This is a genomic window from Sulfitobacter sp. BSw21498 (genome assembly GCF_006064855.1).
In the GTDB taxonomy this organism is placed as follows: Bacteria; Pseudomonadota; Alphaproteobacteria; order Rhodobacterales; family Rhodobacteraceae; genus Sulfitobacter.
Map to the genome: position 1 here is coordinate 1,171,256 of NZ_CP040753.1, position 22,408 is coordinate 1,193,663.

The 22,408-nt window shown below is 58.8% G+C and carries 24 protein-coding genes; 12 read left to right on the plus strand and 12 right to left on the minus strand.

Translation table 11 applies throughout. From position 1 onward, the window contains the following. Positions 1-193: 193 nt before the first annotated feature. The 4 genes from E5180_RS05685 to E5180_RS05700 form a co-directional block, all read right to left on the minus strand. On the minus strand, positions 194-2,557 hold the full coding sequence (locus E5180_RS05685; RefSeq protein ID WP_138923540.1) for a xanthine dehydrogenase family protein molybdopterin-binding subunit: 2,364 nt from the start codon (positions 2,555-2,557) through the stop codon (positions 194-196). A 193-nt stretch (positions 2,558-2,750) separates the two neighbouring features. Next, positions 2,751-3,236 carry a (2Fe-2S)-binding protein gene (locus E5180_RS05690; RefSeq protein WP_138923541.1) on the minus strand — a complete coding sequence of 162 codons (486 nt, stop codon included), beginning with the start codon at positions 3,234-3,236 and terminating at the stop codon, positions 2,751-2,753. Between the two features lie 130 nt (positions 3,237-3,366). Continuing rightward, positions 3,367-4,350, minus strand: coding sequence for a molybdopterin-binding protein (locus tag E5180_RS05695; RefSeq protein ID WP_138923542.1), 984 nt, complete (start codon positions 4,348-4,350; stop codon positions 3,367-3,369). Beyond that, positions 4,347-5,315 carry an XdhC family protein gene (locus E5180_RS05700; RefSeq protein WP_138923543.1) on the minus strand — a complete coding sequence of 323 codons (969 nt, stop codon included), beginning with the start codon at positions 5,313-5,315 and terminating at the stop codon, positions 4,347-4,349. The genes E5180_RS05695 and E5180_RS05700 overlap by 4 nt, the downstream gene beginning before the upstream one ends. Before the next feature lie 155 nt (positions 5,316-5,470). Between E5180_RS05700 and E5180_RS05705 the strand changes: the two genes are divergently transcribed. From E5180_RS05705 to grxD, 3 genes are read left to right on the plus strand one after another with little or no spacing between them, the layout of a single operon-like run. Further along, positions 5,471-5,707: a BolA/IbaG family iron-sulfur metabolism protein gene (locus E5180_RS05705; protein ID WP_074635070.1), complete on the plus strand. Its 237-nt coding sequence runs from the start codon at positions 5,471-5,473 to the stop codon at positions 5,705-5,707. Between the two features lie 4 nt (positions 5,708-5,711). Continuing rightward, the gene (locus E5180_RS05710) at positions 5,712-5,957 is read left to right on the plus strand and encodes a hypothetical protein (protein WP_138923544.1); all 246 of its coding nucleotides are present in this window, start codon (positions 5,712-5,714) and stop codon (positions 5,955-5,957) included. Further along, positions 5,954-6,316, plus strand: coding sequence for a Grx4 family monothiol glutaredoxin (gene grxD / locus E5180_RS05715; protein WP_138923545.1), 363 nt, complete (start codon positions 5,954-5,956; stop codon positions 6,314-6,316). Before E5180_RS05710 ends, grxD begins: the two co-directional genes overlap by 4 nt. A gap of 104 nt (positions 6,317-6,420) precedes the next feature. On the opposite strand, the gene E5180_RS05720 is transcribed toward grxD, so the two are convergent. Genes E5180_RS05720 through E5180_RS05730 form a run of 3 tightly spaced genes read right to left on the minus strand, consistent with a single transcriptional unit; the run spans position 6,421 to position 7,654 of the window. Continuing rightward, on the minus strand, positions 6,421-6,765 hold the full coding sequence (locus E5180_RS05720) for an MliC family protein (protein ID WP_254700540.1): 345 nt from the start codon (positions 6,763-6,765) through the stop codon (positions 6,421-6,423). Next, on the minus strand, positions 6,765-7,154 hold the full coding sequence (locus E5180_RS05725) for a cell division protein ZapA (protein ID WP_093733044.1): 390 nt from the start codon (positions 7,152-7,154) through the stop codon (positions 6,765-6,767). Before E5180_RS05725 ends, E5180_RS05720 begins: the two co-directional genes overlap by 1 nt. Then, the gene (locus E5180_RS05730) at positions 7,154-7,654 is read right to left on the minus strand and encodes a hypothetical protein (RefSeq protein WP_138923547.1); all 501 of its coding nucleotides are present in this window, start codon (positions 7,652-7,654) and stop codon (positions 7,154-7,156) included. The genes E5180_RS05725 and E5180_RS05730 overlap by 1 nt, the downstream gene beginning before the upstream one ends. Positions 7,655-7,902: 248 nt before the next feature. Between E5180_RS05730 and tkt the strand changes: the two genes are divergently transcribed. Further along, entirely contained in the window at positions 7,903-9,918 is a 2,016-nt protein-coding gene (gene tkt, locus E5180_RS05735; RefSeq protein ID WP_138925124.1) for a transketolase, read from the plus strand. A 144-nt stretch (positions 9,919-10,062) separates the two neighbouring features. Here tkt and E5180_RS05740 read toward each other — a convergent pair whose 3' ends face one another. Then, the gene (locus tag E5180_RS05740) at positions 10,063-11,112 is read right to left on the minus strand and encodes a transketolase (RefSeq protein ID WP_254700541.1); all 1,050 of its coding nucleotides are present in this window, start codon (positions 11,110-11,112) and stop codon (positions 10,063-10,065) included. 357 nt (positions 11,113-11,469) lie between these two features. Further along, the gene (locus E5180_RS05745) at positions 11,470-12,465 is read right to left on the minus strand and encodes a DUF808 domain-containing protein (protein WP_138923548.1); all 996 of its coding nucleotides are present in this window, start codon (positions 12,463-12,465) and stop codon (positions 11,470-11,472) included. A 191-nt stretch (positions 12,466-12,656) separates the two neighbouring features. Between E5180_RS05745 and gap (E5180_RS05750) the strand changes: the two genes are divergently transcribed. The 3 genes from gap (E5180_RS05750) (at position 12,657) to gap (E5180_RS05755) (ending at position 14,985) form a co-directional block, all read left to right on the plus strand. Next, positions 12,657-13,658 carry a type I glyceraldehyde-3-phosphate dehydrogenase gene (gap, locus tag E5180_RS05750; protein ID WP_138923549.1) on the plus strand — a complete coding sequence of 334 codons (1,002 nt, stop codon included), beginning with the start codon at positions 12,657-12,659 and terminating at the stop codon, positions 13,656-13,658. Between the two features lie 63 nt (positions 13,659-13,721). Then, a complete protein-coding gene (locus E5180_RS15690) occupies positions 13,722-13,865 on the plus strand; it encodes a hypothetical protein (protein WP_167354526.1) in 144 nt (47 codons plus the stop codon). 115 nt (positions 13,866-13,980) lie between these two features. After that, positions 13,981-14,985, plus strand: coding sequence for a type I glyceraldehyde-3-phosphate dehydrogenase (gene gap, locus E5180_RS05755; RefSeq protein WP_138923550.1), 1,005 nt, complete (start codon positions 13,981-13,983; stop codon positions 14,983-14,985). A gap of 3 nt (positions 14,986-14,988) precedes the next feature. Here the strand turns inward: gap (E5180_RS05755) and coaD are convergent, their stop codons facing one another. The 3 genes from coaD to E5180_RS05770 all read right to left on the minus strand — a co-directional run bounded on the left by coaD (position 14,989) and on the right by E5180_RS05770 (position 16,959). Next, entirely contained in the window at positions 14,989-15,483 is a 495-nt protein-coding gene (coaD, locus tag E5180_RS05760) for a pantetheine-phosphate adenylyltransferase (RefSeq protein WP_138923551.1), read from the minus strand. A gap of 84 nt (positions 15,484-15,567) precedes the next feature. Next, complete coding sequence (locus E5180_RS05765; protein ID WP_093733051.1) at positions 15,568-16,002, minus strand: CBS domain-containing protein; 435 nt, start codon at positions 16,000-16,002, stop codon at positions 15,568-15,570. 60 nt (positions 16,003-16,062) lie between these two features. After that, the gene (locus tag E5180_RS05770) at positions 16,063-16,959 is read right to left on the minus strand and encodes a LysR family transcriptional regulator (protein WP_138923552.1); all 897 of its coding nucleotides are present in this window, start codon (positions 16,957-16,959) and stop codon (positions 16,063-16,065) included. A gap of 195 nt (positions 16,960-17,154) precedes the next feature. Between E5180_RS05770 and E5180_RS05775 the strand changes: the two genes are divergently transcribed. The 5 genes from E5180_RS05775 to E5180_RS05795 all read left to right on the plus strand — a co-directional run bounded on the left by E5180_RS05775 (position 17,155) and on the right by E5180_RS05795 (position 22,358). After that, positions 17,155-18,654 carry a CoA-acylating methylmalonate-semialdehyde dehydrogenase gene (locus E5180_RS05775; protein WP_138923553.1) on the plus strand — a complete coding sequence of 500 codons (1,500 nt, stop codon included), beginning with the start codon at positions 17,155-17,157 and terminating at the stop codon, positions 18,652-18,654. A 116-nt stretch (positions 18,655-18,770) separates the two neighbouring features. Further along, a complete protein-coding gene (locus E5180_RS05780; protein WP_138923554.1) occupies positions 18,771-19,913 on the plus strand; it encodes an acyl-CoA dehydrogenase family protein in 1,143 nt (380 codons plus the stop codon). Next, on the plus strand, positions 19,910-20,953 hold the full coding sequence (locus E5180_RS05785) for an enoyl-CoA hydratase/isomerase family protein (RefSeq protein WP_138923555.1): 1,044 nt from the start codon (positions 19,910-19,912) through the stop codon (positions 20,951-20,953). Before E5180_RS05780 ends, E5180_RS05785 begins: the two co-directional genes overlap by 4 nt. Positions 20,954-20,955: 2 nt before the next feature. Then, positions 20,956-21,831 carry a 3-hydroxyisobutyrate dehydrogenase gene (gene mmsB, locus E5180_RS05790; RefSeq protein WP_138925126.1) on the plus strand — a complete coding sequence of 292 codons (876 nt, stop codon included), beginning with the start codon at positions 20,956-20,958 and terminating at the stop codon, positions 21,829-21,831. A 101-nt stretch (positions 21,832-21,932) separates the two neighbouring features. Next, positions 21,933-22,358 carry a hypothetical protein gene (locus tag E5180_RS05795; RefSeq protein WP_138923556.1) on the plus strand — a complete coding sequence of 142 codons (426 nt, stop codon included), beginning with the start codon at positions 21,933-21,935 and terminating at the stop codon, positions 22,356-22,358. The last annotated feature ends 50 nt before the right edge of the window (positions 22,359-22,408 follow it).

Genomic DNA, 22,408 nt, shown 5'->3' on the forward strand with positions numbered 1-22,408 from the left:
CCTTCCAATCACAGAGCGGGCCTTGGCCTTTACGCCGCTCTTCATTTTGCCAATAAACTCCGGGGGCGCGGGGGCTGGCCCCCGCTTTCCCTTACTTTCTGCGCCAGGGGCACAGTGGGGGCTGGCCCCCGCTTTCCCTTACTTTCAGCGCTAGGGGCGCAGAGGGGGCTGGCCCCGCTCCTGCCCTATTCCTTTATCCGTTCATCGCCGCCCAAACCCGCGCCGGTGTGACGGGCATGTCGATATGCCCGACATCCTTACCGCCCGAACGCATGGCGTCCAAGACCGCATTCACCACAGCCGGAGGAGACCCGATGGCCCCCGCCTCGCCGCAGCCTTTCACGCCCAAGGGGTTATGTGTGCAGGGCGTCTGGCACGAATGGTCCACCGTATAGAACGGCAGATCACTGGCCCGTGGCATCGCGTAATCCATGTAGGATGCGCTCAGCAGCTGGCCGTCGCTGTCGTAGGCGCAGTTCTCCATCAATGCTTGTCCGATGCCCTGCGCGATCCCGCCATGGACCTGACCGCTGACGATCATCGGGTTCACGATGTTGCCAAAGTCATCCGCCGCCGCGAAACGGTCGATCGTGACGTGACCGGTTTCGGGGTCCAGTTCGACCTCGCAGGCATAGGCCCCCGAGGGATAGGTAAAGTTCGACGGATCATAGAACGCGGTTTCTTCCAGACCGGGTTCGATATCCTCCAACGGGTAGTTATGCGGTACATAGGCCGCCAAAGTCACATCACCCCAAGCGACAGATTTATCGGTACCAGCCACACTGAACGCCCCATCCTTCAGCTCGATATCCCCTTCCGAGGCTTCCAGCAGATGCGAGGCGATCTTTTTGGCCTTGGCGATAATTTTTTCCGTGGCGCGCACCATCGCCGAGCCGCCAACCGCAAGGGACCGAGACCCGTAAGTCCCCATACCCATTGGCGTATTCGCGGTATCACCGTGCACGATCTCGATCATATCCTCGGGAATACCGATCATTTCGGCGATCACCTGAGGGAACGATGTCTCGTGGCCTTGGCCGTGGCTGTGGCTGCCCGTCATCACCACTAGACCGCCGGTCGCATTGACCCGCACGGTGGCGGATTCATACAGACCCGCCCGCGCGCCAAGCTGGCCTACGAGGTTCGACGGCGCGATGCCGCATGCCTCGATGTAACAGTTCACCCCAAAGCCGCGCAGCTTGCCCTTGGCCTCTGACGCTTTGCGGCGGGCATCAAAACCGGCGAAATCGGCGATCTCTTCCAGCTTGTCCATCGTCGCCACATAGTCGCCCGTGTCGTATTCAACCGCGACAGGCGTGGCATAGGGGAATTCGGTGATAAAGTTCTGCCGCCGCAGGGCAATTGGATCGACCCCCAGTTCGTGGGCGCATTTATCAACCAGCCGTTCCAGCTGGTACGTGGCCTCTGGCCGGCCCGCGCCACGGTATGCATCGACGGGCACGGTATTGGTAAACACGGCCTTTACGTTCACATATATGAGCGGCGTCTTATAGTTGCCCGCCATCAAGGTGCCGTGCAGCCATGTGGGGACCGACGGCGCAAATGTGGACAAATACGCGCCCATGTTGGCGTAGGTATCAGTGCGCAGCGCGGTAAAGTTATTGTCTGCATCCAGCGCCATCTGGATCTTGGTCACATGGTCGCGCCCGTGCGCGTCGGACATGAAGGCCTCTGACCGGCTGGAGGTCCACTTCACCGGACGGTTACAGGCCTTGGCGGCAAAGGTGCAAAATGCCTCTTCCTGATAGTGAAAAATCTTGGTGCCAAAGCCGCCGCCCACATCGGGGGCCACAACCCGCAGCTTGTGTTCAGGGATGCCCAGAACAAAGGCCCCCATCAACAGACGGATGACGTGAGGATTCTGCGACGTCGTATAAAGTGTATGATCGCCTGTACCGCGGGCGTAATCGCCGACAGCCACACGCGGTTCCATCGGGTTGGCGACCAGGCGGTTGTTAATGAGTTCAAGCGTGGTGACATGTGCGGCGTCTTCAAACGCTTTATCCACGGCACCTTTATTTTCCTCAACGAAACCCCAGTCGTAACACAAGTTAGAGGTCAGATCGTCATGCACCTTGGGGGCGCCGTCCTGTACCGCTTGCTTCATGTCCACCACGGCAGGCAGATCGGTGATATCAACGACAATCGCTTCTGCCGCATCGCGGGCTTGGGACAAGGTTTCGGCAACGACGGCGGCGATGGGTTCGCCCACATGTCGCACCTTGCCCTCCGCCAGCACGGGGTGGCGCGGTTCCTGCATCGGTTGCCCGTGTTTGTCGGTGATCTGCCAGCCACAGGGGATAGAGCCTACTTCGGTGAAATCGGCACCGGTAAAGATTTTTACGACCCCCGGCATCCCCTCGGCTGCCGATGTATCGACCGAATTCAGCACCCCATGGGCGATATCCGAGCGCAGAAAGAACACATATGCCTGTCCGCGTAGATTGATATCGTCGGTATAATTCCCCTCACCGGTCAAAAACCGGATATCCTCGCGCCGCTTGCTGCTGGCACCAATTCCGCCGTCCTTTGGCATGGTAAATTCCTCCCTATGGGGTACGGATCAGGTCCGCACCATCGTATGTGGCTTTTGCGATTAGCTGTATTCTTATGTCTTCAATCTTTAGGTGATGCGGGTCCCCCGTCCACGTGGGGAAGCGCGGTTTTCGAAAGGGGTGCGCCGTGTCCTCCCGACCCTGCGCAAACAGGGCCACACGGCACACCGGCGTTTATTCGGCGGCCAGCGCGCTGACGTCTTGACCAGATGCGGCCATGATCGCTTTGACGATGTTGTGATAGCCGGTGCAGCGGCAGATATTGCCGTCAAGATAGTGGCGAACCTCGGCCTCGGTCGGCTTGGGGTTGTCTTTCAGAAGCGACGACGCAGACATGATCATGCCCGGCGTGCAAAAGCCGCATTGCAGCCCGTGGTGATCCTGAAACGCCTGCTGGATCACGGTCAGCGACCCGTCGGGATTTGCCACGGATTCGATGGTCTTGACGTCTGCGCCTTCGGCCTCGACCGCGAGCATGGTGCAGGCCTTGACCGCTTCGCCGTTCACATGGACCACGCAGGCCCCGCACTGGCTGGTATCGCAGCCGATGTGCGTGCCAGTGAGGCTCAGGTTGTCGCGCAGGAATGACGCCAGCAACGTGCGCCCTTCGACGGCACCAGATGCAGGTTTGCCGTTCACGGTCATTTTGACCTCGGTCATGATGTTCCTCCCGTTTTATGTCATGTGTTAGGCAGAGTTAAGCACGCCAAAGAGGCGTTGAGAACAGAAATTTTCGGCGCGGTTGAACTTCGCCGGTATATCGCGCCGCTCATCAACCGTGCATAGGGGGTCAACCGCGTCTTGGCTGCGGGCGGGTTGCGATCTCTTTCAGCAGACCGCCGACGCCCATGCCCGCGATGTCGCGGGGGGTCACATCGACACCGCAGATCACGCGCGACAGCACCCAATCCGCACCATTCAACGCAGGGGACCGCGCACAGCCCGGCAGCCCGATCACAGGGGTATCGCCCCTGTGCCCGAGAAACAGCAGATTGCCCGGATCAACCGGCATACCAAAGCGTGAAACCTCGCCGCCCGCGGCGCGTAAGGCTTGTGGGGCCACGTCATCAATGTCGGAGGTAGCAGAGCCGGTCAGGACCAACGTCAGCGCCGTATCCGCCTTTGCGATCGCATCCCGCAACGCGGAAATTTCATGCGGCACAATCACGATGTCTTTCAGGGTGACATCCAATGCTGAAAGCCGATCCGCTATCGCCTTTTTGCCCTTGTCCCCCGCGCCGCCGTCGATTTCGGTGATGATCAACGTGGCGTCCTTGATCTGTGGCGGCAGCATCCGGATCGCGCCGCGACCTGCCTCGCAAGCGGCGTCCAAGTCATGGTCTGCCACAGCGTAGGAGATAATCTTGATCGTGGCGACCATCCCCCCCGCTGCCATCTGTTGAAACGGCGGCACCGTGGCCAGCGTGATCATCGGATGCACCGCATTCAGCGCCTCAAGCGCGGCCACATCCAGATGCACGATGCCCGGCCCATCGGCCAGCAGGTTCACGCGGCCGGTAAAGGCTTTGGTCATTGTCAGATGCGGATGATCTGCAAGCACGGCCCGCGCGACCTGTGCCGCGGCGGTATTTTCATCCACATCGCCTGCCGAAAGCTGCGCAACGATGATCTGCTCGATCCCCTCTGCCTGAAGCTCGGCCAGATGCGAGGGCTCCAGCCGCAAGCCTTTGCGCAACCGGCCAGACGGCAGCGCGATAGAGTGGGCCAGCACTGCGCCCCCGGCCTGCGCGGTCTCGACGGGTCCGAACCTCACGGTTTTCTCAAGGTTTGGATCATCTGCGACAGGATCGACACCGCGATCTCGGGCGGACCGGCGGCGCCGATATCCAGCCCGATGGGCCCGTTGATCCGCGCGATCTCGGCGGCGGTAAAGCCTGCTTCTTCCAGACGCGACACGCGGGCGGCGTGGGTCCGCTTTGACCCGAGCGCCCCGATATAGAACGCGTCCGAGCGCAAGGCGATGTGCAGCGCGGGGTCGTCCAGTTTGGGGTCATGGGTCAACAGCACGACGGCGCTGCGGGTATCGACGCCGACGGTATTCATCGCCGCGTCGGGCCAGTCATTCACCACTTGTGCATCGGGGAAACGCGCTTGCGACCCAAACGCCTCGCGCGGGTCAATCACCACGGCGTCGAACCCCGCGACCTGCGCCATGGGCACCAGCGCTTGGGCGATATGCACCGCCCCGACGATGACCAGCCGCAGCGGCGGATTATGGATCGCCACAAATGTATCGCCGTCTTCCTCTACACCGGACCGGTCCATCCGGAAGCGATCCGCATAGCCGTCGTCTACCAGCCGGCCGGCCCCGCCAGACAGCGGCACCTGATAGGCAACGGGCTGACGTGCGGCGCGGGCGCGCACCAGATCAGACAAGACGTCAAACGGCATAGCGCCTGCGCCAATCGGTTCGACCAACACGCGGATGCGCCCGCCACAGGCCAACCCTACTGCAAAGGCATCACCATCACTGACGCCATATTCCAACAACCGCGGGCTGCCGTCCTCGATCGCCTCAAGCGCTTCGACGACCACGGCCCCCTCGACGCAACCGCCCGAGACAGATCCCTGCATCTCGCCATCAGTCGCGATAGCAAGCTGTGCCCCGACGCGCCGCGGGGCTGAGCCCCATGTCTCTACGACCGTCGCCAGCGCAGCCCCACGGCCCGCTTGCGCCCATGCATAGGCGCGTTCGGGCGCGTTCTCGAAAATTTCCATGGCGGCTGGCCTCCTTAACCTTGTCGCGGCGGCGACTGTTCTTATGTAGGGCCTCCCAGCCCCCCGCTCAATCAGATAACGGGGAGATAACTTGCACGCCGCCGTTCACACTACTACATCTTGGCCAATGACATGCCAGACGGAGCACCCCACACATGCCCATGCAAGCCCGCGAAATCGAAGACCTGCTGCGTGAAACCTTTCCCAACGCCAAGATCACCGTCGAAGGAAATGACGGCGTTCACATGGCCGCGATGATCATCGACGAAAGTTTTCGCGGCCAGAACCGCGTGCAACAACAACGTGCCGTCTATGCCGCGCTCAAGGGCCGGATGGACGGGTCGAATGGTGAACTGCACGCACTGGCACTGACCACCAAAGCGCCGGACTGATCCGGTGGACCCGATCCTGATTGTGATCCTCAGCGTTCTGGTGTTGATCGTGGCCGTTTTGCGCGGCCTTCAGTCGCTGAAACACACACGCGACACTGAACGCGGATCAAAGCCGGGCAAGGGTTATCACGAAATCGACGCGACCTATCATTCGGGCGGCGGCGGCGGCGGGCACCAGACCAACTACCGCATCCCCCGCGACCCCCAAGAATACGCGAAACGCTTTATACCAAAGGACAAATCGAAATGACCGATGCAAAGACGCAAATTCAGGAAACCATCACAGCCCATACCGTTGTGCTGTTCATGAAGGGCAACAAGACGATGCCGCAATGCGGGTTCTCTTCCCGTGTGGCAGGGGTTCTGAACTATATGAACGTCGATTATACCGACGTGAACGTGCTGGCAGACGAAGGCCTGCGCCAAGGGATCAAGGAATTCTCTGACTGGCCCACCATTCCGCAGCTCTATGTCAAAGGCGAATTCGTTGGCGGCTGTGACATCATTACCGAAATGATGTTGTCGGGCGAGCTGGACACACTGCTGGAAGAAAATGGCGTTGGGTTTGACAAGGATGCTGCCGACAAGATCCGCGAAGCCAACGGCTAAGCAATCGGGCCAGATCACCGGCCCAACGAAAAACGGGTGCGCCTTGTAGCAAGGTGCACCCGATATACGCTTTGAACGGGATACCCTATCGTCGGGCGCTCGCGTTATTGCGTGCGACACTCCGCATAGATTGTCGTGTCGTTGTCCGCCACCGCGTCATGCCAGACGAGCGTTGCAGCGTTCCCCTTGTTCCACCAGATATAACCAGAACCGTCCGAGGGCCATTCATACCGCGCGCCTGAAGCTGCGCGCGATTGTACCAGCGTGATCATGCGATTTTCGACATAAAGCACCGCAGTCGAATTGGCCTGGTCCGGGCTTGAATATGACACCGGAACCTCGACGCCCCGCTCGCAGATATAGGTCGCCGAAAAGGGCAGTTCTTGCGCGACGGCTTGGCTCCCTGACGTGCAAATCACGGCAGCCATCGCGAGTGCCGCGCGCGGCATCATCTGGCCTTGTCTTCGATTTCGTCTGCCAAGGCTTCCGCGCGGGCAGCCATTTCGGCAAGACTATCGGTCACGCCTTGGGGAATAACGGCGACTTCGATCCGCTCTGGCTCGACCACAACGTTGCGCAGACTGGCAAGTTCGGCGTCCCGCTCTGCCAATTGGGCGCGGGCTTCCTTTATCTTGTCCTCGACGGAGGCGGTCTTATCGGCAAGCAACAGACCCGCCATCAACAGCATCCGCGCTTCGGGCATCCGACCGACCTGATCTGACAGCACCTGTGCCTCGTCATCCAGCATCTTGGCGGCAGAGTGCAGGTAATCCTCCTCGCCCTCTTGGCAGGATACTTCGAACTGGCGACCGCCGATAGAAATGGAAACTTCGGGCATCAGGCAGACTCCTCGGCAGTGGGGACAAGCGGCGTTAGAACAGACAGGATCGCGTCAGCCTCTGCCACATCAGCGCGGCGGGCGGCGTGCACGGCATCAAGCTCGGCTTGCAAAGCGGCATTGATAAGACCGGCGTCACCGACCCCTTCGGCATTGGCCTCGCGCAGCGCGGCGCAAGCATCGGCCAGTTGCGCATTGGCGCGGCGCACCCGTTGCAACTCCATATCAAGCTTTTCGGTCTGGGTCCGTGCTGCGTCAGCGCTGCTGTTTTGCGCCTGCGCTGTCGCCAGTTCCGCACGCAGATGAGACGTTTCATCCGCAAGGCGCTTTTTCAGAGCGTCGACCTGTTCCGCCAGCTCGACGTTGACAGCGCGCTCTTGCGCCAGATCTTGAGATAGATCGGGGATCTCGTCTTTGGCGACCGCCAGTTTGTCCGCTCCGCGCGACGCCCTTTCAAGCGCCGCCAGAATACGGCCTTGCAAGTGTTCTATGTCGCTCATCGCAGGGTTCCTCGTAAAACGTCGTATGTCAGTCGTATATCACAGTTTGCCAACCATCGAATCGCTGGTCAATGTGGTTTCAGCCAATCCTACCCAAACCAAAGGCGGAATACTGCCCCTTTAAGAACAATGCCTTGGCAGGGCGGAAAAGCGATACCACTGGCGGAGTCCTGTGGCCCTTGATCTTTGTGGGGTGGCTGGTATTGATCCGCGCAAACCCTTTCCCCCTTTATAAGGAAGCTTGCACCGTGGATCTGAACGCCCTCGCCAAAGCCCATCCCGCCCATTGGTCCAAAGCGACCGCCATTCGCGCCCTGACACTGGACGCCGTCGCCGCCGCCAATTCCGGCCACTCGGGCATGCCGATGGGCATGGCGGACGTCGCCACCGTGTTGTTCGAAAAGCACCTAAAGTTCGATGCCGCCAACCCACTGTGGCCTGACCGCGACCGGTTCATTCTGTCCGCGGGCCACGGGTCCATGCTGATCTATTCGCTGCTGCACCTCACCGGTTACGAGCAATTCCCGCTCGAAGAGATCAAGAACTTCCGCCAGATGGGCGCTCGCACGGCGGGCCACCCTGAAAACTTCCTTGCCGATGCGATTGAGACCACCACCGGCCCGCTGGGTCAGGGGATCGCAAATTCCGTCGGCTTTGCCATGGCCGAAGAAATCCAGCGCGCGCAATACGGCAAGAAGATCGTGGACCACTTTACCTACGTGATCGCGGGTGACGGCTGCCTGATGGAAGGCATCAGCCACGAGGCGATCGCCCTTGCAGGCCGTCACAAGCTAAGCAAGCTGATCGTAATGTGGGACAACAACGACATCACTATCGACGGGCCGGTATCGCTGTCCGACAAGGTCGATCAGGTTGCGCGTTTCAAAGCCGCAGACTGGCACGTGATCGAGATCGACGGCCACAATCCTGATGAAATCGACGCCGCCCTGACGGAAGCGCGCAAATCCGATCTGCCCACGATGATCGCCTGCAAAACGCATATCGCCCTAGGTCACGCCGCACAGGACACGTCCAAAGGCCACGGCGCGCTGACCGACGCCGACCAAATGGCCGCCGCCAAAGCCGCCTATGGCTGGACAACCGGCCCGTTCGAAGTCCCCGCCGATGTGAAATCCGCATGGGAAGAGATTGGCAAACGCGGTGCAGACGACCGCCGTGCCTGGGAAGAGCGTTTCGATGCCATGTCGCGCAGCAAACGCGAAGAGTTCAACCGCGCATTGGCCGGTGACGCTCCTAAGAAACTGAGCGCGACAATCAAGGCGTTCAAAAAGCAAACCTCTGAAAACGCGCCGAAACTGGCCACCCGCGCCAGCAGCGAAAAAACGCTTGAGGTGTTGAACCCGCTGTACACGGAAACCGTTGGTGGCTCTGCTGATTTGACCGGCTCGAACAACACCAAGACCGCTGATCTGGGCGTGTTCGATGTAGACAACCGTGGCGGGCGCTATGTCTATTGGGGCATCCGCGAACACGGTATGGCCGCTGCGATGAACGGCATGGCGCTGCACGGCGGCGTCCGCCCCTACGGCGGTACGTTCATGTGCTTTACCGACTACGCCCGCCCTGCGATGCGCCTTGCAGCGTTGATGCAGGTACCGACCGTATTCGTTATGACACACGACAGCATCGGCTTGGGCGAAGACGGCCCGACGCACCAACCGGTCGAACACTTGGCAATCAGCCGCGCGACACCCAACACCTATGTGTTCCGCCCCGCCGATACGGTCGAAACAGCCGAGGCGTGGGAAATCGCGTTGAGCAGCAAGAAAACACCGTCCGTGCTGTCTCTGACCCGTCAGGGCCTGCCCACTGTCCGGCTTGAGCACAAGAACAAAAACCTGACCGAACAGGGGGCCTATGTTCTGGCCGACGCCGAAGGCAAACGTCAGGTCATCCTGATCGCCACCGGTTCCGAGGTCGAGATCGCGCTGAAAGCCCGTGACCTGCTGCAGGCCGAAGGCATCGGCACACGCGTTGTTTCCATGCCCTGCATGGAGCTCTTTGCCGAGCAAGACGAAGCCTACCGTCGCCGTGTCCTCCCCGCTGGCCCCGTGCGTGTCGGCGTGGAAGCCGCTGTGAGCCAAGGCTGGGATCGCTGGCTCACCGGCGAGCGTGGTAAGTGGAACAAAGCCGATTTCGTTGGCATGGACCGCTTCGGTGCCTCCGCCCCTGCCGAAGAGCTGTTCGAAAAGTTCGGTATTACGCCCCAAAATGTCGCCGATAAAGCCAAAGCGCTGCTTTGATCTGAACGGACACGATCAACACGAAAAAGGGGGAGCATTTTGCTCCCCCTTTTTATTTTTATTATTCGGTATTGCTGGCCGTCTGAAGCTGGCAGAAGCTTCGAGAGGCGTGGTACACGCAACCTTTCTAGATTCAGCGCGGCCTTAAAAAATGGCGCGTGCGATCCGGATGAGCTGTAGTGTCTCGAATGCGCTGTCCTGCAACGTCACCAGCTCACCATTCACAACAGCATAGTTATTGCCCGTCTCTAGCTGTGGCAGCTTGTAGGTCTGGCGCAATTCGTTCTGCGTCAACGCTGCTGTGGGTGCAATGCGCACGCCCTCTGGCAGGTTTTCTACCCGTGCCAGTTCATTGATCCGCAGCAGCGATGTGTAATCTTCGTGGGTGAGCAACACAGGCTGGCCATCGATCAACGCATAGCGCTTGTCTGCCGGTGCGGGACGAAGATCGTAAAGCGATGCAATCTGGTCCGAGCTCAGCAACAGGGTATCGTCGTCAAGGAAGACGTCCCGATCTAGATTTTCGTCACGGACGATGTCCCGATCCATATCTTTTCCGCCATCGACAACAATGTCCCGATCCAGAAAATACTCACGCTGATCAAGATAGATGTCGTCAAGCTGCTTATCGTCGTATGCCACCCATTCCTCATAGGTCACGCCCTTTTTGGCAAGACCAGGGGGTACGCAAGGTGGGTCCATTTTTGCCAGGCCCGGTGGGCAGTTGCGATAGGTCAGCAGTTTTTCTTCGGGGACGTCAGCAAAGGCGATCTGAGAGCCCAAAAGCGCCAGTGGCACGGCACCAAGTAGCACGCTCATGTCACGACCTTCAGGTGCGCGCACTTCCAGAATCTCGCTTGAAATGCGTGAACGGTCCTCTTTCGACCGTTTGATTTTCACTTTTACCTTATCGTGCTTTTCAAACTTCTTCTCTAACTTCTTGGCCTGCTTCTCGTGTTTTTTCTCTTTGTTCGCGTGTTTTTCCTTCTTATGTTTTTCCTTTTTAGGCTTTTCTTTTTTAGCCTTTTTAGGGCCCTTTTCCTTGTCGTTCTTGATCTTCACGATCTGGGAATCCTGCGCCATTGGCACGGTCAGGGAAGAAATTGTCGCACTGGGCAACGCGACACCTGCGTTAAGAACGGGTGCTACGGCGCAAGCCAGTATGGTTGCACAAGCGAGGGGGGTGAATTTCATAAAAAGACCTCCATATCAAAGTGGCGGATCAAGCATCCTGCACTGAATTTCAAAAAATGACATGTCGGGGTGAACGTTATGGCGTCCCATGCCTTACCGCTTAACCGACGAGGCGTGACAAAGGTTCCAATGCACCGTGGGCTCCAGGTTTTTTCCACCCGCAGCTCCTATCGGAACCAAGGATATATCTTAACGTTCGCTGATAGGTCTTGCTGTAAGGTCGCCGCAGCGTTCCCCCACATACTGAAGCGACGCTTATAGAGGGCACGCAGCAGCCCCCCAACGTCCGACCTCATCCAGCCATTAAAAAAGGGGACGCAACCTGCGCCCCCTTTCCCTTCTTCTCACCTACGCCAATCAAGCGTGAGCGTCAGCATCCTTGCGGTTGAAGATAGCGCGCCACAGCGGGGTAATGATCTTTTCACCCACCGGGATCAGCACCAGCCCAAGGGCCAGACCGAACACACCGTCCATTGCAGCCTTGGCGATCCATTCAGCGGCCCCAACATAAGCAGCGGGGACCAGATGGCCAAAGGCGACAGCGTAGTCGTGGATCAGATGGCCGAGGCCAGCAAAGCCGAGCTCTTCCATACCGTGTACAATGATCGATCCGCCGACCCAAAGCATGGCGGCTGTGCCGATAATGGTCAGCGCCTTTAGGAACCACGGCATACCGCGCACGATCCCACGCCCGAGACCCCGGGTCAGACCCAGATTGCCGTTCTTCGCCATATAGAGGCCAACGTCGTCCATTTTAACGATCAGCGCGACCGAGCCATAGACGGCGACCGTGATAATCACAGCCGCGGCGGCTAGGGCACCGGCCTCCATCCAGAAGTTCGACACCTCTAGGTTGGACAGAACGATTGTCATGATTTCGGCGGACAGGATAAAGTCGGTCTTGATCGCGCCTTTTGCCTTTTGCTCTTCGAGCTTGGCGGGGTCTTTGATCACATTTTCATCGGCACCGGGGGGGTGCTCTTCGTGGCCCTTGCCCCCCACCCCAAGCGCATGGGCGATCTTTTCAGCCCCCTCAAAACACAGGTAAGCCCCGCCCAACATCAACAAAGGCGCAATGAGCCACGGGGCGAAATTCGACAGCAGCAAACCTGCGGGCAACAAGAACACCAGCTTGTTTTTCAGCGACCCTTTGGTGATGCGCCAGATGATAGGCAACTCGCGGTCGGCCTCGAAACCGCTCACGTATTTGGGGGTCACGGCAGCATCGTCGATCACGGCACCCGCAGCCTTGGCACTGGCCTTGGCCGCCTGCCCGAACACATCATCCACACTGGCCGCGGCCACCTTTGCAATCGCTGCAACATCATCCAACAGGGCTAATAGGCCGCTCATTTAATCTCTCCATCTTTGTTGCGCTAAGGGTAGCGCAGCGCAGGCGGAAGGCAAAGCCAATCAAAGGGTTATCGCTAACACTAACATTTATCGCTAACATACGGAAATTAGAGGGTTTTGGCCCTTCCCACCCTTCACGGCCACCAGATATAGAACCGGAAAGTTCCAGATCTTTGCCAAAGGACGTCCCCATGACCATCAAAGTCGGTATCAACGGATTTGGCCGCATCGGCCGCTGCACCCTGTCTCATATTGCGGCATCGGGCCGGGATGATATCGAGGTGGTCCGGATCAACGCGACCGGTCCTCTGGAGACTGCGGCCCATCTGATCAAATACGATTCAGTGCATGGGCGCTTTCCCAACGAGGTTAAGGTCGGCAACGGCACGCTTGATCTGGGCCGCGGCGAGATGGAGGTCATGTCGACCTATCAGATGAACGACCTGAACTGGGAAGGCTGCGACGTCGTGCTGGAATGTACTGGCAAGTTCAACGACGGCCTGCTGGCCAAGGTGCATCTGGATCAGGGGGCCAAGCGCGTGCTGTTGTCTGCACCGGGCAAAAACGTGGATCGCACAGTCGTTTACGGTGTGAATGACCACGAGATGCAAGCCTCTGATACGATGATTTCCAACGGGTCCTGCACGACCAACTGTCTCGCCCCGCTGGCCAAGGCACTGCATGACGCATTCGGCATCGAAAGCGGCATCATGACCACAGTGCACAGCTATACCGGTGACCAGCCCACGCTCGACCGCCGTCATGACGATCTGTACCGCGCCCGCGCGGCTGCTATGGCGATCATCCCGACCTCTACCGGCGCGGCCAAGGCGTTGGGTGAAGTACTGCCTGCGCTGAAGGGCAAACTTGACGGGACTGCGATGCGCGTCCCGACCCCCAACGTCAGCGCCGTCGATCTGACCTTTACCGCGGGTCGCGATGTAACGGTCGAAGAGGTCAATGACGCGATGCGCGTCGCGGCGAACGGCCCAATGTCGGGTGTCTTGGCCTATGACGCCGAACAAAAGGTATCGGTTGATTTCAACCATACCGAACATTCATCGATCTTCGCCCCGGACCAAACCAAGGTTGTCGGCAAGCGTCTGGTGCGCGTTCTGGCGTGGTACGATAATGAATGGGCCTTCTCTGTCCGTATGGCCGATGTGGCCGTCGCCATGGGCAAACTTGGCTAAGACTTGCGACGCGCGGGTTGCCCTGTCATATCTGGGCCACCCGCAGGCAAGGACCACCGCCCCATGGACACCCCCATCGCCATCTCCCTCGCTGTTGTACTGCTAACCGCACTGGGAATTGATGCGCTGGTCTATGGCAGCGAGCACCTGATTTTTCTGACTAAAAAATTCGTCGACCTGATTGATTGGCTGGCATTCTGGCGCTGATCCGTGCGCTTACCCTGCCCTTCTTAACTTACCCCTGACGCAATATTACCCCGCACAGCTTGACACTTTGTCATAAATGCCGATGTTAGCGCTATCACATTCAGGAGGACGCCCCATGGCAACCAAATTGGCAATCAACGGCTTTGGCCGCATCGGTCGTAACGTCTTGCGCGCATTGATTGAGCGTGGCGACAATGATTTGCAGGTGGTGGCAATCAACGATCTTGCCCCGCTGGAAACCAATGCGCATCTGTTCGAATTCGACTCTGTGCACGGTCGCTTTGGCCGCCCCGTAACCTTGGGTGAAAACACAATGGATGTGGGCCAAGGCCCGATCCGCGTGACCGCCGAACGCGACCCTGCAGCGCTGCCTTGGGGCGACGTGGACATCGTGTTGGAATGTACTGGCATCTTCACCACCCGCGACGCCGCCGCCAAGCATCTGGCGAACGGGTCAAAGCGGGTTGTGATCTCTGCACCGGGTAAAGACGCGATGAAAACAATCGTCTACGGTGTAAACCACGATCTCATCACCGCCGAGGACACCGTGCTAAGCAACGCGTCCTGCACCACCAACTGCATGGCCCCACTGGCCAAAACCCTGCATGACGCGTTTGGCATCAAGCACGGGCATATGACCACAATTCACAGTTACACGGGCGACCAACCGGTGCACGACACGGCCCACAGCGACCTGTACCGCGCCCGCGCCGCAGCCCTGTCGATGATCCCCACCACCACCGGTGCGGCGAAAACGCTGGGCAAGGTATTGCCAGCGCTGGACGGGCTGATCGGCGGTACCGCTATCCGTGTGCCCACGCCCAACGTGTCCTGCGTCGATCTGGTGGTCGAGCTGTCCAAAGAGGTCACTGTGGATCAGGTCAACGACACCCTGCGCTCCGCCGCTCAAGAAGGCCCACTGAAGGGAATTCTGGGTCTGGTAGAGCGTCCGCTGGTGTCGATCGACCTGAACCACGATACACATTCGTGTGTTGTGGCCCTTGATCAGACGTCGGTCCAAAGCGGGACGCAACTGCGGGTTCTGGCTTGGTATGACAACGAATGGGGGTTCTCGAACCGTATGCTCGACACCTCGCGCGAGGTTGCGAAAACCCTCTGAACGTTATTGATTAAACCGCTTTAACAGCTCGGCATTGACGGCGGGCGTCACAAATTTACTGACGTCCCCGCCAAGCCGGGCAATTTCCTTGACCAAGCGGCTGGCAATCGCCTGATGTTCGGCCTCGGCCATGAGGAATACCGTCTCGACGCTATCATCGAGCTTCCGGTTCATTCCGACCATTTGGTATTCATATTCAAAATCAGCCACAGCGCGCAGCCCGCGAATAATCATTTGGGCACCCACATCATGGGCGCAATTGATCAGCAGGTTTTCAAACGGGTGGACAACGATCTCTGTACCCGTTTCCGCATTCAGCTTGCGGCATTCCTCTTCGATCTGGGCGACGCGTTCTTCCAGCTCGAACAAGGGTCCCTTGTCACGGTTGATCGCGACCCCAATCACCAGTTTGTCAACAAGCGTCGCCGCCCGCCGGATGATGTCGATATGGCCCAAAGTAATCGGGTCAAAGGTGCCGGGGTAAAGGCCAACGCGCATGGGAGAGTCCAGTCATTTCAAGTCGTTATTCTAAGTGTAAGCAAGCATTTACACCACAAAGATGCAACGCCAAATTCGCCGGGGCTAGTGCCCCCGGATCATTCCTTCCAGCGCGTCTTTCTCCATCGAAAGCTCCATCAGGCGCGCCTTGACGACATCGCCGAGCGATATCAGCCCGATCAGTTCGCCGTCTTTCACCACAGGCATGTGGCGGAACCGGCCTTGGGTCATCTTGGCAAGGATATCATCAGCGGTTTCATTCATGGCACAGGTCACCAGATCGCGCGTCATCAGCGCCTCTACGGTGTCGTCCAGACAGCCGCTGCCTTCGCGGCCAAGGGTGCGTACGATGTCACGCTCTGACAAGATACCGTCAGGGGTTTTGCCATCCGCCGACACGACCAGGGTCCCGATCCGCTTTTCCGACAACATGGCCGCTGCTTGGGCGATGCGTGTCCCCGGTTTGACCGTCGTGACACTATCGTCTGCCTTGGTTTTGAGAATTTGGGAAACTAGCATGATCGGCCCCTTCGCAAGAATATTACCTTTAAGTCAGGTTCCCTTTAATACTGTTGCGTGTCAAGTAATTGCCTCCAGTTTTGCGACTTCGGCACGGACACCTTGCGCCAATGCTTCTGCAAAACGGCTCAGACGCAGATTGCGGCGGTCGTCCTCGTGGCGAATTAAATAAAACGCGCGGCTTAGGCTGACATCCTTCGTCAAAATGCGCGTCACCCCCGGCGTCGCCGCAAGCGAAAAATCATGCACGATCCCTACCCCGCCACCCTGACGGATCATATTGACCTGCACTGACACCGAATTTGAGGCCAAGGGCACCCGGGTCATGCCAAGCGCTGCCAGATAATCAAGCTCGCGGTCAAAAATCATATCAGGGATATAGCCCACCAAGCGGTGCCCCTGCAGATCGGCCACCGTTTGTATCGCGGGACGCTCCGCAAGATAGCTATCGGCAGCGGCAAGATGCAGTTGATAGTCGGCAATTTTCTGCACGACCAGCCTGCCCGCCGTCGGCGCGCTGACCCCGATCGCCATATCTGCCTCGCGCCGCGACAGGTTGAACACGCGCGGCAAGGCGACGATCTGGATATCAAGCCCCGGATTTTCGGCCACCAGACGGGCGCAGACCTGCGGCAACAGATAGTTGGCACACCCGTCCGGGGCCCCGATCCTGATCTGCCCTGCCAACTGATCTGACGGCACGGCAACATCCGCCGTGGCCTGTCGCATCGCCTGCTCTGCGGCCTCGGCCCGGGCCAGTAACTGCGTGCCCGCCTCGGTCAAGGCATACCCCGACGGAGATTTCACAAATAGCACCGCTTGCATGGTCTTTTCCAACCGCGCCATACGCCGCCCCAGGGTCGCCGGATCAAGCCGCAGCAGTTTACCCGCCCCTGACAGGCTCTGTTCGCGGGCGACTGCCAGAAACAATCGCAGATCGTCCCAGTTTCCCATCATTTGCCACGCTCCCTCACGCTCTTCATTTTGCCCTTAAACTCCGGGGACGTCCAAAGGACGGGGGCAGCGCCCCGCCTCCACTCTTTCAGCCACAACAGGGCTTTGCAATAATGCAAAACGATTTTGACCCGATGCCCCTTTTCCTTTGTTTTTTGCAAGGCTAACCTGCCGCCAAACGCAGTAAAGGAGCATTCAATGCAAGAATTGACCCACTACATGAACGGCGCCCACGTCAAAGGCACCTCAGGCCGCTTCGCAGACGTGTACAACCCCGCCACGGGTGAAGTGCAGGCCCAATGCCCGCTGGCCAACGAATCCGAAATGGATCAGGCCGTACAATACGCTATGGCAGCACAGCCTGCTTGGGCCGCGGTGAACCCCCAGCGTCGCGCGCGGGTCATGATGAAATTCGTGGACCTTCTGAACCGCGATATGGATAAGCTGGCCGAAGCACTGAGCCGCGAACACGGCAAAACCCTGCCCGACGCTGCCGGTGACGTTCAGCGCGGCCTTGAAGTCGTGGAATACTGCATCGGCGCGCCAGAGCTGCTGAAGGGCGACTATACCGACAGCGCCGGCCCTGGCATCGACATGTACTCCATGCGCCAGCCTTTGGGCGTGTCGGCGGGCATCACCCCGTTCAACTTCCCGGCCATGATCCCGATGTGGATGTTTGCCCCCGCCATCGTCTGCGGCAACGCATTCATCCTCAAACCGTCCGAGCGTGATCCATCCGTGCCGTTGATGCTGGCAGAACTGCTCGAAGAAGCAGGCCTGCCCAAGGGCATCATTCAGGTCGTCAACGGCGACAAAGAAGCGGTTGACGCGATCCTGCATCATCCAGTCATTCAGTCCGTCGGCTTTGTCGGCTCCACCCCGATCGCCGAATACATCTATGGCACGGGCTGTGCGAATGGTAAGCGGGTTCAGTGCTTTGGCGGTGCCAAGAACCACATGATCATCATGCCAGACGCCGATCTGGACCAAGCCGCCGATGCGCTGATCGGCGCGGGCTATGGTGCTGCGGGCGAACGCTGCATGGCGATCTCGGTCGCCGTGCCTGTGGGCGACGAAACCGCCGACCGTCTGATTGAAAAGCTGGTGCCACGCATCGAAAAGCTGAAAGTCGGGCCCTATACTTCGGGCAAGGACGTCGATTACGGCCCCGTGGTCACCGCGGCTGCCAAGGCAAACATCGAACGGCTGGTGCAAACTGGTGTTGATCAGGGTGCCACGCTGGTCGTAGACGGCCGCGACTTCAAACTGCAAGGGTATGAAGACGGCTTCTTTGTTGGCCCGCACCTCTTTGACAATGTCACCCCCGACATGGACATCTACAAGCACGAGATTTTCGGGCCAGTTCTGTCCACCGTACGTGCAAAGACCTACGAAGAGGCGCTTGGCCTCGCGATGGATCACGAGATGGGCAACGGCACCGCGATCTTTACCCGCGACGGCGATGCGGCCCGTGATTTTGCCGCCCGCGTGAACGTCGGCATGATCGGCATCAACGTGCCAATCCCCGTGCCGCTGGCCTACCACACCTTTGGCGGCTGGAAAAAATCGGTCTTTGGCGATCTTAACCAGCACGGTCCGGACGCGTTCAAATTCTACACACGCACTAAAACCGTGACCTCGCGCTGGCCCTCGGGCATCAAAGAAGGTGGCGAGTTCAACTTCAAACCGATGGAATAAGACCTACCCCTACCCTTCGGCGGTTTCCCCGCCGGAGGGTGCTTGCGTGATCGCCATGGTCGTGCTTACAATTTAACATACGTTCAATTCGACCGGTCTTGGGAGGGACACCGTTTATGGATTTCGCACTTTCAGAAGAGCAAACCGCGATTTTCGATATGGCTTATGGCTTTGGCCAGGACCATATCGCCCCTTTCGCCCGGAAGTGGGAGAAAGACGAAACGATTCCCAAAGACCTTTGGCCCAAAATTGCAGAGCTTGGCTTTGGCGGGCTTTACGTGTCCGAGGACGCGGGCGGCTCCGGATTGACGCGGCTGGACGCGACGCTGGTGTTCGAGGCGCTCAGCATGGCCTGCCCGTCGGTCGCGGCGTTCCTATCGATCCACAACATGTGCGCCAAAATGCTGGACAGCTTTGCCAGTGATGAGCTCAAGGCGCGGATCATGCCTGACATCCTGAGTATGAACACGGTGCTAAGCTACTGCCTGACAGAGCCCGGATCCGGCTCTGATGCGGCGGCGCTCAAGACGAAATGCGAACGCACGAACGACGGCTACAGGCTGAACGGGACCAAAGCGTTCATCTCGGGCGGCGGGTATTCCGACGCTTATGTCGCGATGGTACGCACGTCGGATGACGGTGCGGCGGGTGTGTCCACTGTCTATGTCGAAGAGGGAACCGAAGGGCTGTCATTTGGCGGGCTAGAGGATAAAATGGGCTGGCGCAGCCAGCCGACGTCGCAGGTCCAGTTTGACAATTGCAACATTCCTGCCGGAAATCTGGTGGGTGAAGAAGGCAAAGGTTTCAAATATGCGATGATGGGGCTGGATGGGGGCCGTTTGAACATCGCCGCCTGTTCCTTGGGGGCTGCGCAGACCGCGCTGACCGCAACACTGAACTATATGGGCGACCGCAAGGCCTTTGGCAAACCTATCGACCAGTTCCAAGGGCTACAGTTTCGCCTTGCCGAGATGGAGATCGAACTTCAGGCCGCCCGCGTGTTCTTGCGGCAGGCCGCGTGGAAGCTGGACACTGGCGCACCCGATGCAACGAAGTTCTGCGCCATGGCCAAGAAGTTCGTGACCGAAGCCGGTAGCAAAGTCGTGGATCAATGCCTGCAACTGCATGGCGGCTATGGCTATCTGGCAGATTACGGCATCGAAAAGCTGGTGCGCGATCTACGGGTGCACCAGATCCTTGAGGGCACCAACGAAATCATGCGGGTCATAGTCGCGCGCGACATGTTGAAAAACCGATGACCGATATTTCCATCCGTATCTCAGGCCGCGCGGGTCGGATCACCCTGACCCGCCCTCAGGCGCTGAACGCCATGACCTACGACATGTGTCTCGCCATCGAAGACGCTTTCGACGCATGGCAACATGACCCGAATGTTGATCTGATTATCCTAGATGCCGAAGGGGATCGTGCCTTTTGCTCGGGCGGCGATATTGCCGAACTCTATGCCACAGGCACCAAGGGCGACTATGCCTACGGGCGCACGTTCTGGGCCGATGAATATCGTCTGAACGCCAAAATTTTCGCCTACCCTAAGCCGGTTGTGTCCTTTCTGCAGGGGTTCACGATGGGCGGCGGTGTCGGTATCGGATGCCATGGGTCGCACCGGATCGTGGGGGAAAGCAGCCAGATCGCGATGCCGGAATGCGGCATTGGTCTGGTGCCCGATGTAGGCGGCAGCCTGATGCTGGCGCTGGCCCCCGGACGGGTGGGTGAATATCTGGGCACGACGGCGTCACGAATGAAGGGTGAAGACGCGATTTATGCAGGCTTTGCCGATACTTACATTGCAGAGCTAAACTGGCCTGATGTGATCGCCGCACTAGAGAACTCTGGCGATGTCGCTATTCTGGCAACCGCGAGCACGACGCCCCCCGCCTCCGCTCTGGCGGCGCAGGCCGAAGAGATTGACAGCTTCTTCGCGGGCGAGACATTGGCCGATATCCTTAATGCCCTGCGCGCATCAGACAGCGCCTTTGCCACTGACACGCTCAAGAAAATGCAACGCAGCAGCCCCCTCGCAATGGCCTGCACAATAGAGATCATTCACCGTCTGCGCGGTCCGTCGCTAAGCATAGAAAAGGCGCTGGATATGGAATACCGCTTTACCTTCCGCGCAATGGAGCATGGCGATTTTCTGGAAGGCATCCGCGCCGCGATCATCGACAAGGACCGTAACCCAAGCTGGCAATTCGCCGATATGAACGTCCCGCTTGCCGCGACAGCCAAGATGCTGCGCCCGCTGGCCGAAGACGCCCTGACACTGGAGAAAACGACATGAGCATGAAGATCGGATTTATCGGACTGGGCAATATGGGCGCACCGATGGCGACCAACCTCGCCAAAGCAGGGCATGATGTAGCTGGATTTGATGTCGCGGGCACCACTGCGGAAGGTGTGCGCGTTGCAGACAGCCTTGAAGCCGCTGTCGCTGGCATGGCCGCGGTCATCACCATGCTTCCCAACGGGTCGATCTTGCGGCAGGTGGCAGCACAGGCGATCCCGCATATGGCGCAAGGTACCCTGTTTATCGACTGTTCCACCGTGGATGTAGAAAGCGCGAAGAACACCGCGCAAGCAACTGAAGACAAAGGTATTATGGCCGTTGACGCACCTGTCTCCGGTGGTATTGGCGGGGCCTCTGGCGGCACGTTGACCTTCATGGCTGGCGGATCCGAAGAGGCGTTCGCCAACGCTAAGCCCCTGTTCGACATCATGGGACAAAAGGCCGTGCATTGCGGCGATGCCGGTGCAGGTCAGGCCGCGAAAATCTGCAACAACATGATCCTTGGTGTTACAATGATCGCCACCTGCGAGGCCTTTGCGCTGGCCGACAAACTGGGGCTGGACCGTCAAAAAATGTTTGACGTCGTCAGCACGTCGTCGGGGTATAGCTGGTCAATGAACGCCTATTGCCCTGCGCCCGGTGTTGGCCCCACCTCGCCTGCCGATAACGGCTATACGCCCGGATTTGCTGCCGAACTGATGCTCAAAGACCTTGGTCTGTCCCAGCAGGCCGCAGAGATGGCAAACGCGGATACCCCAATGGGGGAGCTGGCCCGTGCGCTTTACGCTCAGTTTGTCGAGAACGAAGACGGCAACGGCAAGGATTTCTCGGCCATGCTGCCGCGCTTTGAAACACGCGGCCGCAACGGCTGACCACGCGCCATGACAAACGGGTTTCTGCTGCAAGAATAAGCGACGGAAACCCGATGCCCGTTCGTTCGTTACTGTATCGACACAGTGAACGGAGAACGAGTATGAAAACCCTTACCCTAGCTGCAAGCGCCTTTGCCGTGATGGCATTCAGCCCTGCTGTACAGGCTGGCGCTGCCACCTATGGCTCGCAGGGGCATTTTATCGGTGCTGCCCCACAGGCGACGCTGATCAGTCATGACAAGCACGACAAGCAGCATAAGAAGGCTGTCAAAGAATATAAGAAAGCCGTCAAAAAGCACGAAAAGAGCTACAGCGACAACGGGCGCCATCTGGCGAAAGGCCATAGCAAGCACAAGCACGCCAAAGGCGACAGGCTGACCCACTATGTTGTGGTTGAACGCCCCCACACCCACGGCCTCACGCGGTATGATCGCTATGTCCAGGACAACGGTTATATCTACGCTGTCGACCCCCGGACCAACGACGTTCTCGCGCTGATCGGCCTTGCCTCTCGGCTTTTGAACTGAGCCTAAGATCATAAATAACCCATAAAAATGCCCCGCCTGTGAAGGACGGG

Excerpts from the sequence above, each read along its gene's own strand:
- mmsB (WP_138925126.1), top strand. The coding sequence starts at position 20,956 with ATGAAGATCGGATTTATCGGACTGGGCAATATGGGCGCACCGATGGCG.
- gap (WP_138923550.1), top strand. The coding sequence starts at position 13,981 with ATGGCAACCAAATTGGCAATCAACGGCTTTGGCCGCATCGGTCGTAAC.
- E5180_RS05685 (WP_138923540.1), bottom strand. The coding sequence starts at position 2,557 with ATGCCAAAGGACGGCGGAATTGGTGCCAGCAGCAAGCGGCGCGAGGAT.
- E5180_RS05775 (WP_138923553.1), top strand. The coding sequence starts at position 17,155 with ATGCAAGAATTGACCCACTACATGAACGGCGCCCACGTCAAAGGCACC.
- E5180_RS05690 (WP_138923541.1), bottom strand. The coding sequence starts at position 3,236 with ATGACCGAGGTCAAAATGACCGTGAACGGCAAACCTGCATCTGGTGCC.
- grxD (WP_138923545.1), top strand. The coding sequence starts at position 5,954 with ATGACCGATGCAAAGACGCAAATTCAGGAAACCATCACAGCCCATACC.
- E5180_RS05795 (WP_138923556.1), top strand. The coding sequence starts at position 21,933 with ATGAAAACCCTTACCCTAGCTGCAAGCGCCTTTGCCGTGATGGCATTC.
- gap (WP_138923549.1), top strand. The coding sequence starts at position 12,657 with ATGACCATCAAAGTCGGTATCAACGGATTTGGCCGCATCGGCCGCTGC.
- E5180_RS15690 (WP_167354526.1), top strand. The coding sequence starts at position 13,722 with ATGGACACCCCCATCGCCATCTCCCTCGCTGTTGTACTGCTAACCGCA.
- E5180_RS05780 (WP_138923554.1), top strand. The coding sequence starts at position 18,771 with ATGGATTTCGCACTTTCAGAAGAGCAAACCGCGATTTTCGATATGGCT.
- E5180_RS05740 (WP_254700541.1), bottom strand. The coding sequence starts at position 11,112 with ATGAAATTCACCCCCCTCGCTTGTGCAACCATACTGGCTTGCGCCGTA.
- E5180_RS05765 (WP_093733051.1), bottom strand. The coding sequence starts at position 16,002 with ATGCTAGTTTCCCAAATTCTCAAAACCAAGGCAGACGATAGTGTCACG.
- E5180_RS05700 (WP_138923543.1), bottom strand. The coding sequence starts at position 5,315 with ATGGAAATTTTCGAGAACGCGCCCGAACGCGCCTATGCATGGGCGCAA.
- E5180_RS05705 (WP_074635070.1), top strand. The coding sequence starts at position 5,471 with ATGCCCATGCAAGCCCGCGAAATCGAAGACCTGCTGCGTGAAACCTTT.
- E5180_RS05785 (WP_138923555.1), top strand. The coding sequence starts at position 19,910 with ATGACCGATATTTCCATCCGTATCTCAGGCCGCGCGGGTCGGATCACC.
- E5180_RS05725 (WP_093733044.1), bottom strand. The coding sequence starts at position 7,154 with ATGCCCGAAGTTTCCATTTCTATCGGCGGTCGCCAGTTCGAAGTATCC.
- E5180_RS05720 (WP_254700540.1), bottom strand. The coding sequence starts at position 6,765 with ATGCCGCGCGCGGCACTCGCGATGGCTGCCGTGATTTGCACGTCAGGG.
- E5180_RS05730 (WP_138923547.1), bottom strand. The coding sequence starts at position 7,654 with ATGAGCGACATAGAACACTTGCAAGGCCGTATTCTGGCGGCGCTTGAA.
- E5180_RS05770 (WP_138923552.1), bottom strand. The coding sequence starts at position 16,959 with ATGATGGGAAACTGGGACGATCTGCGATTGTTTCTGGCAGTCGCCCGC.
- coaD (WP_138923551.1), bottom strand. The coding sequence starts at position 15,483 with ATGCGCGTTGGCCTTTACCCCGGCACCTTTGACCCGATTACTTTGGGC.
- E5180_RS05745 (WP_138923548.1), bottom strand. The coding sequence starts at position 12,465 with ATGAGCGGCCTATTAGCCCTGTTGGATGATGTTGCAGCGATTGCAAAG.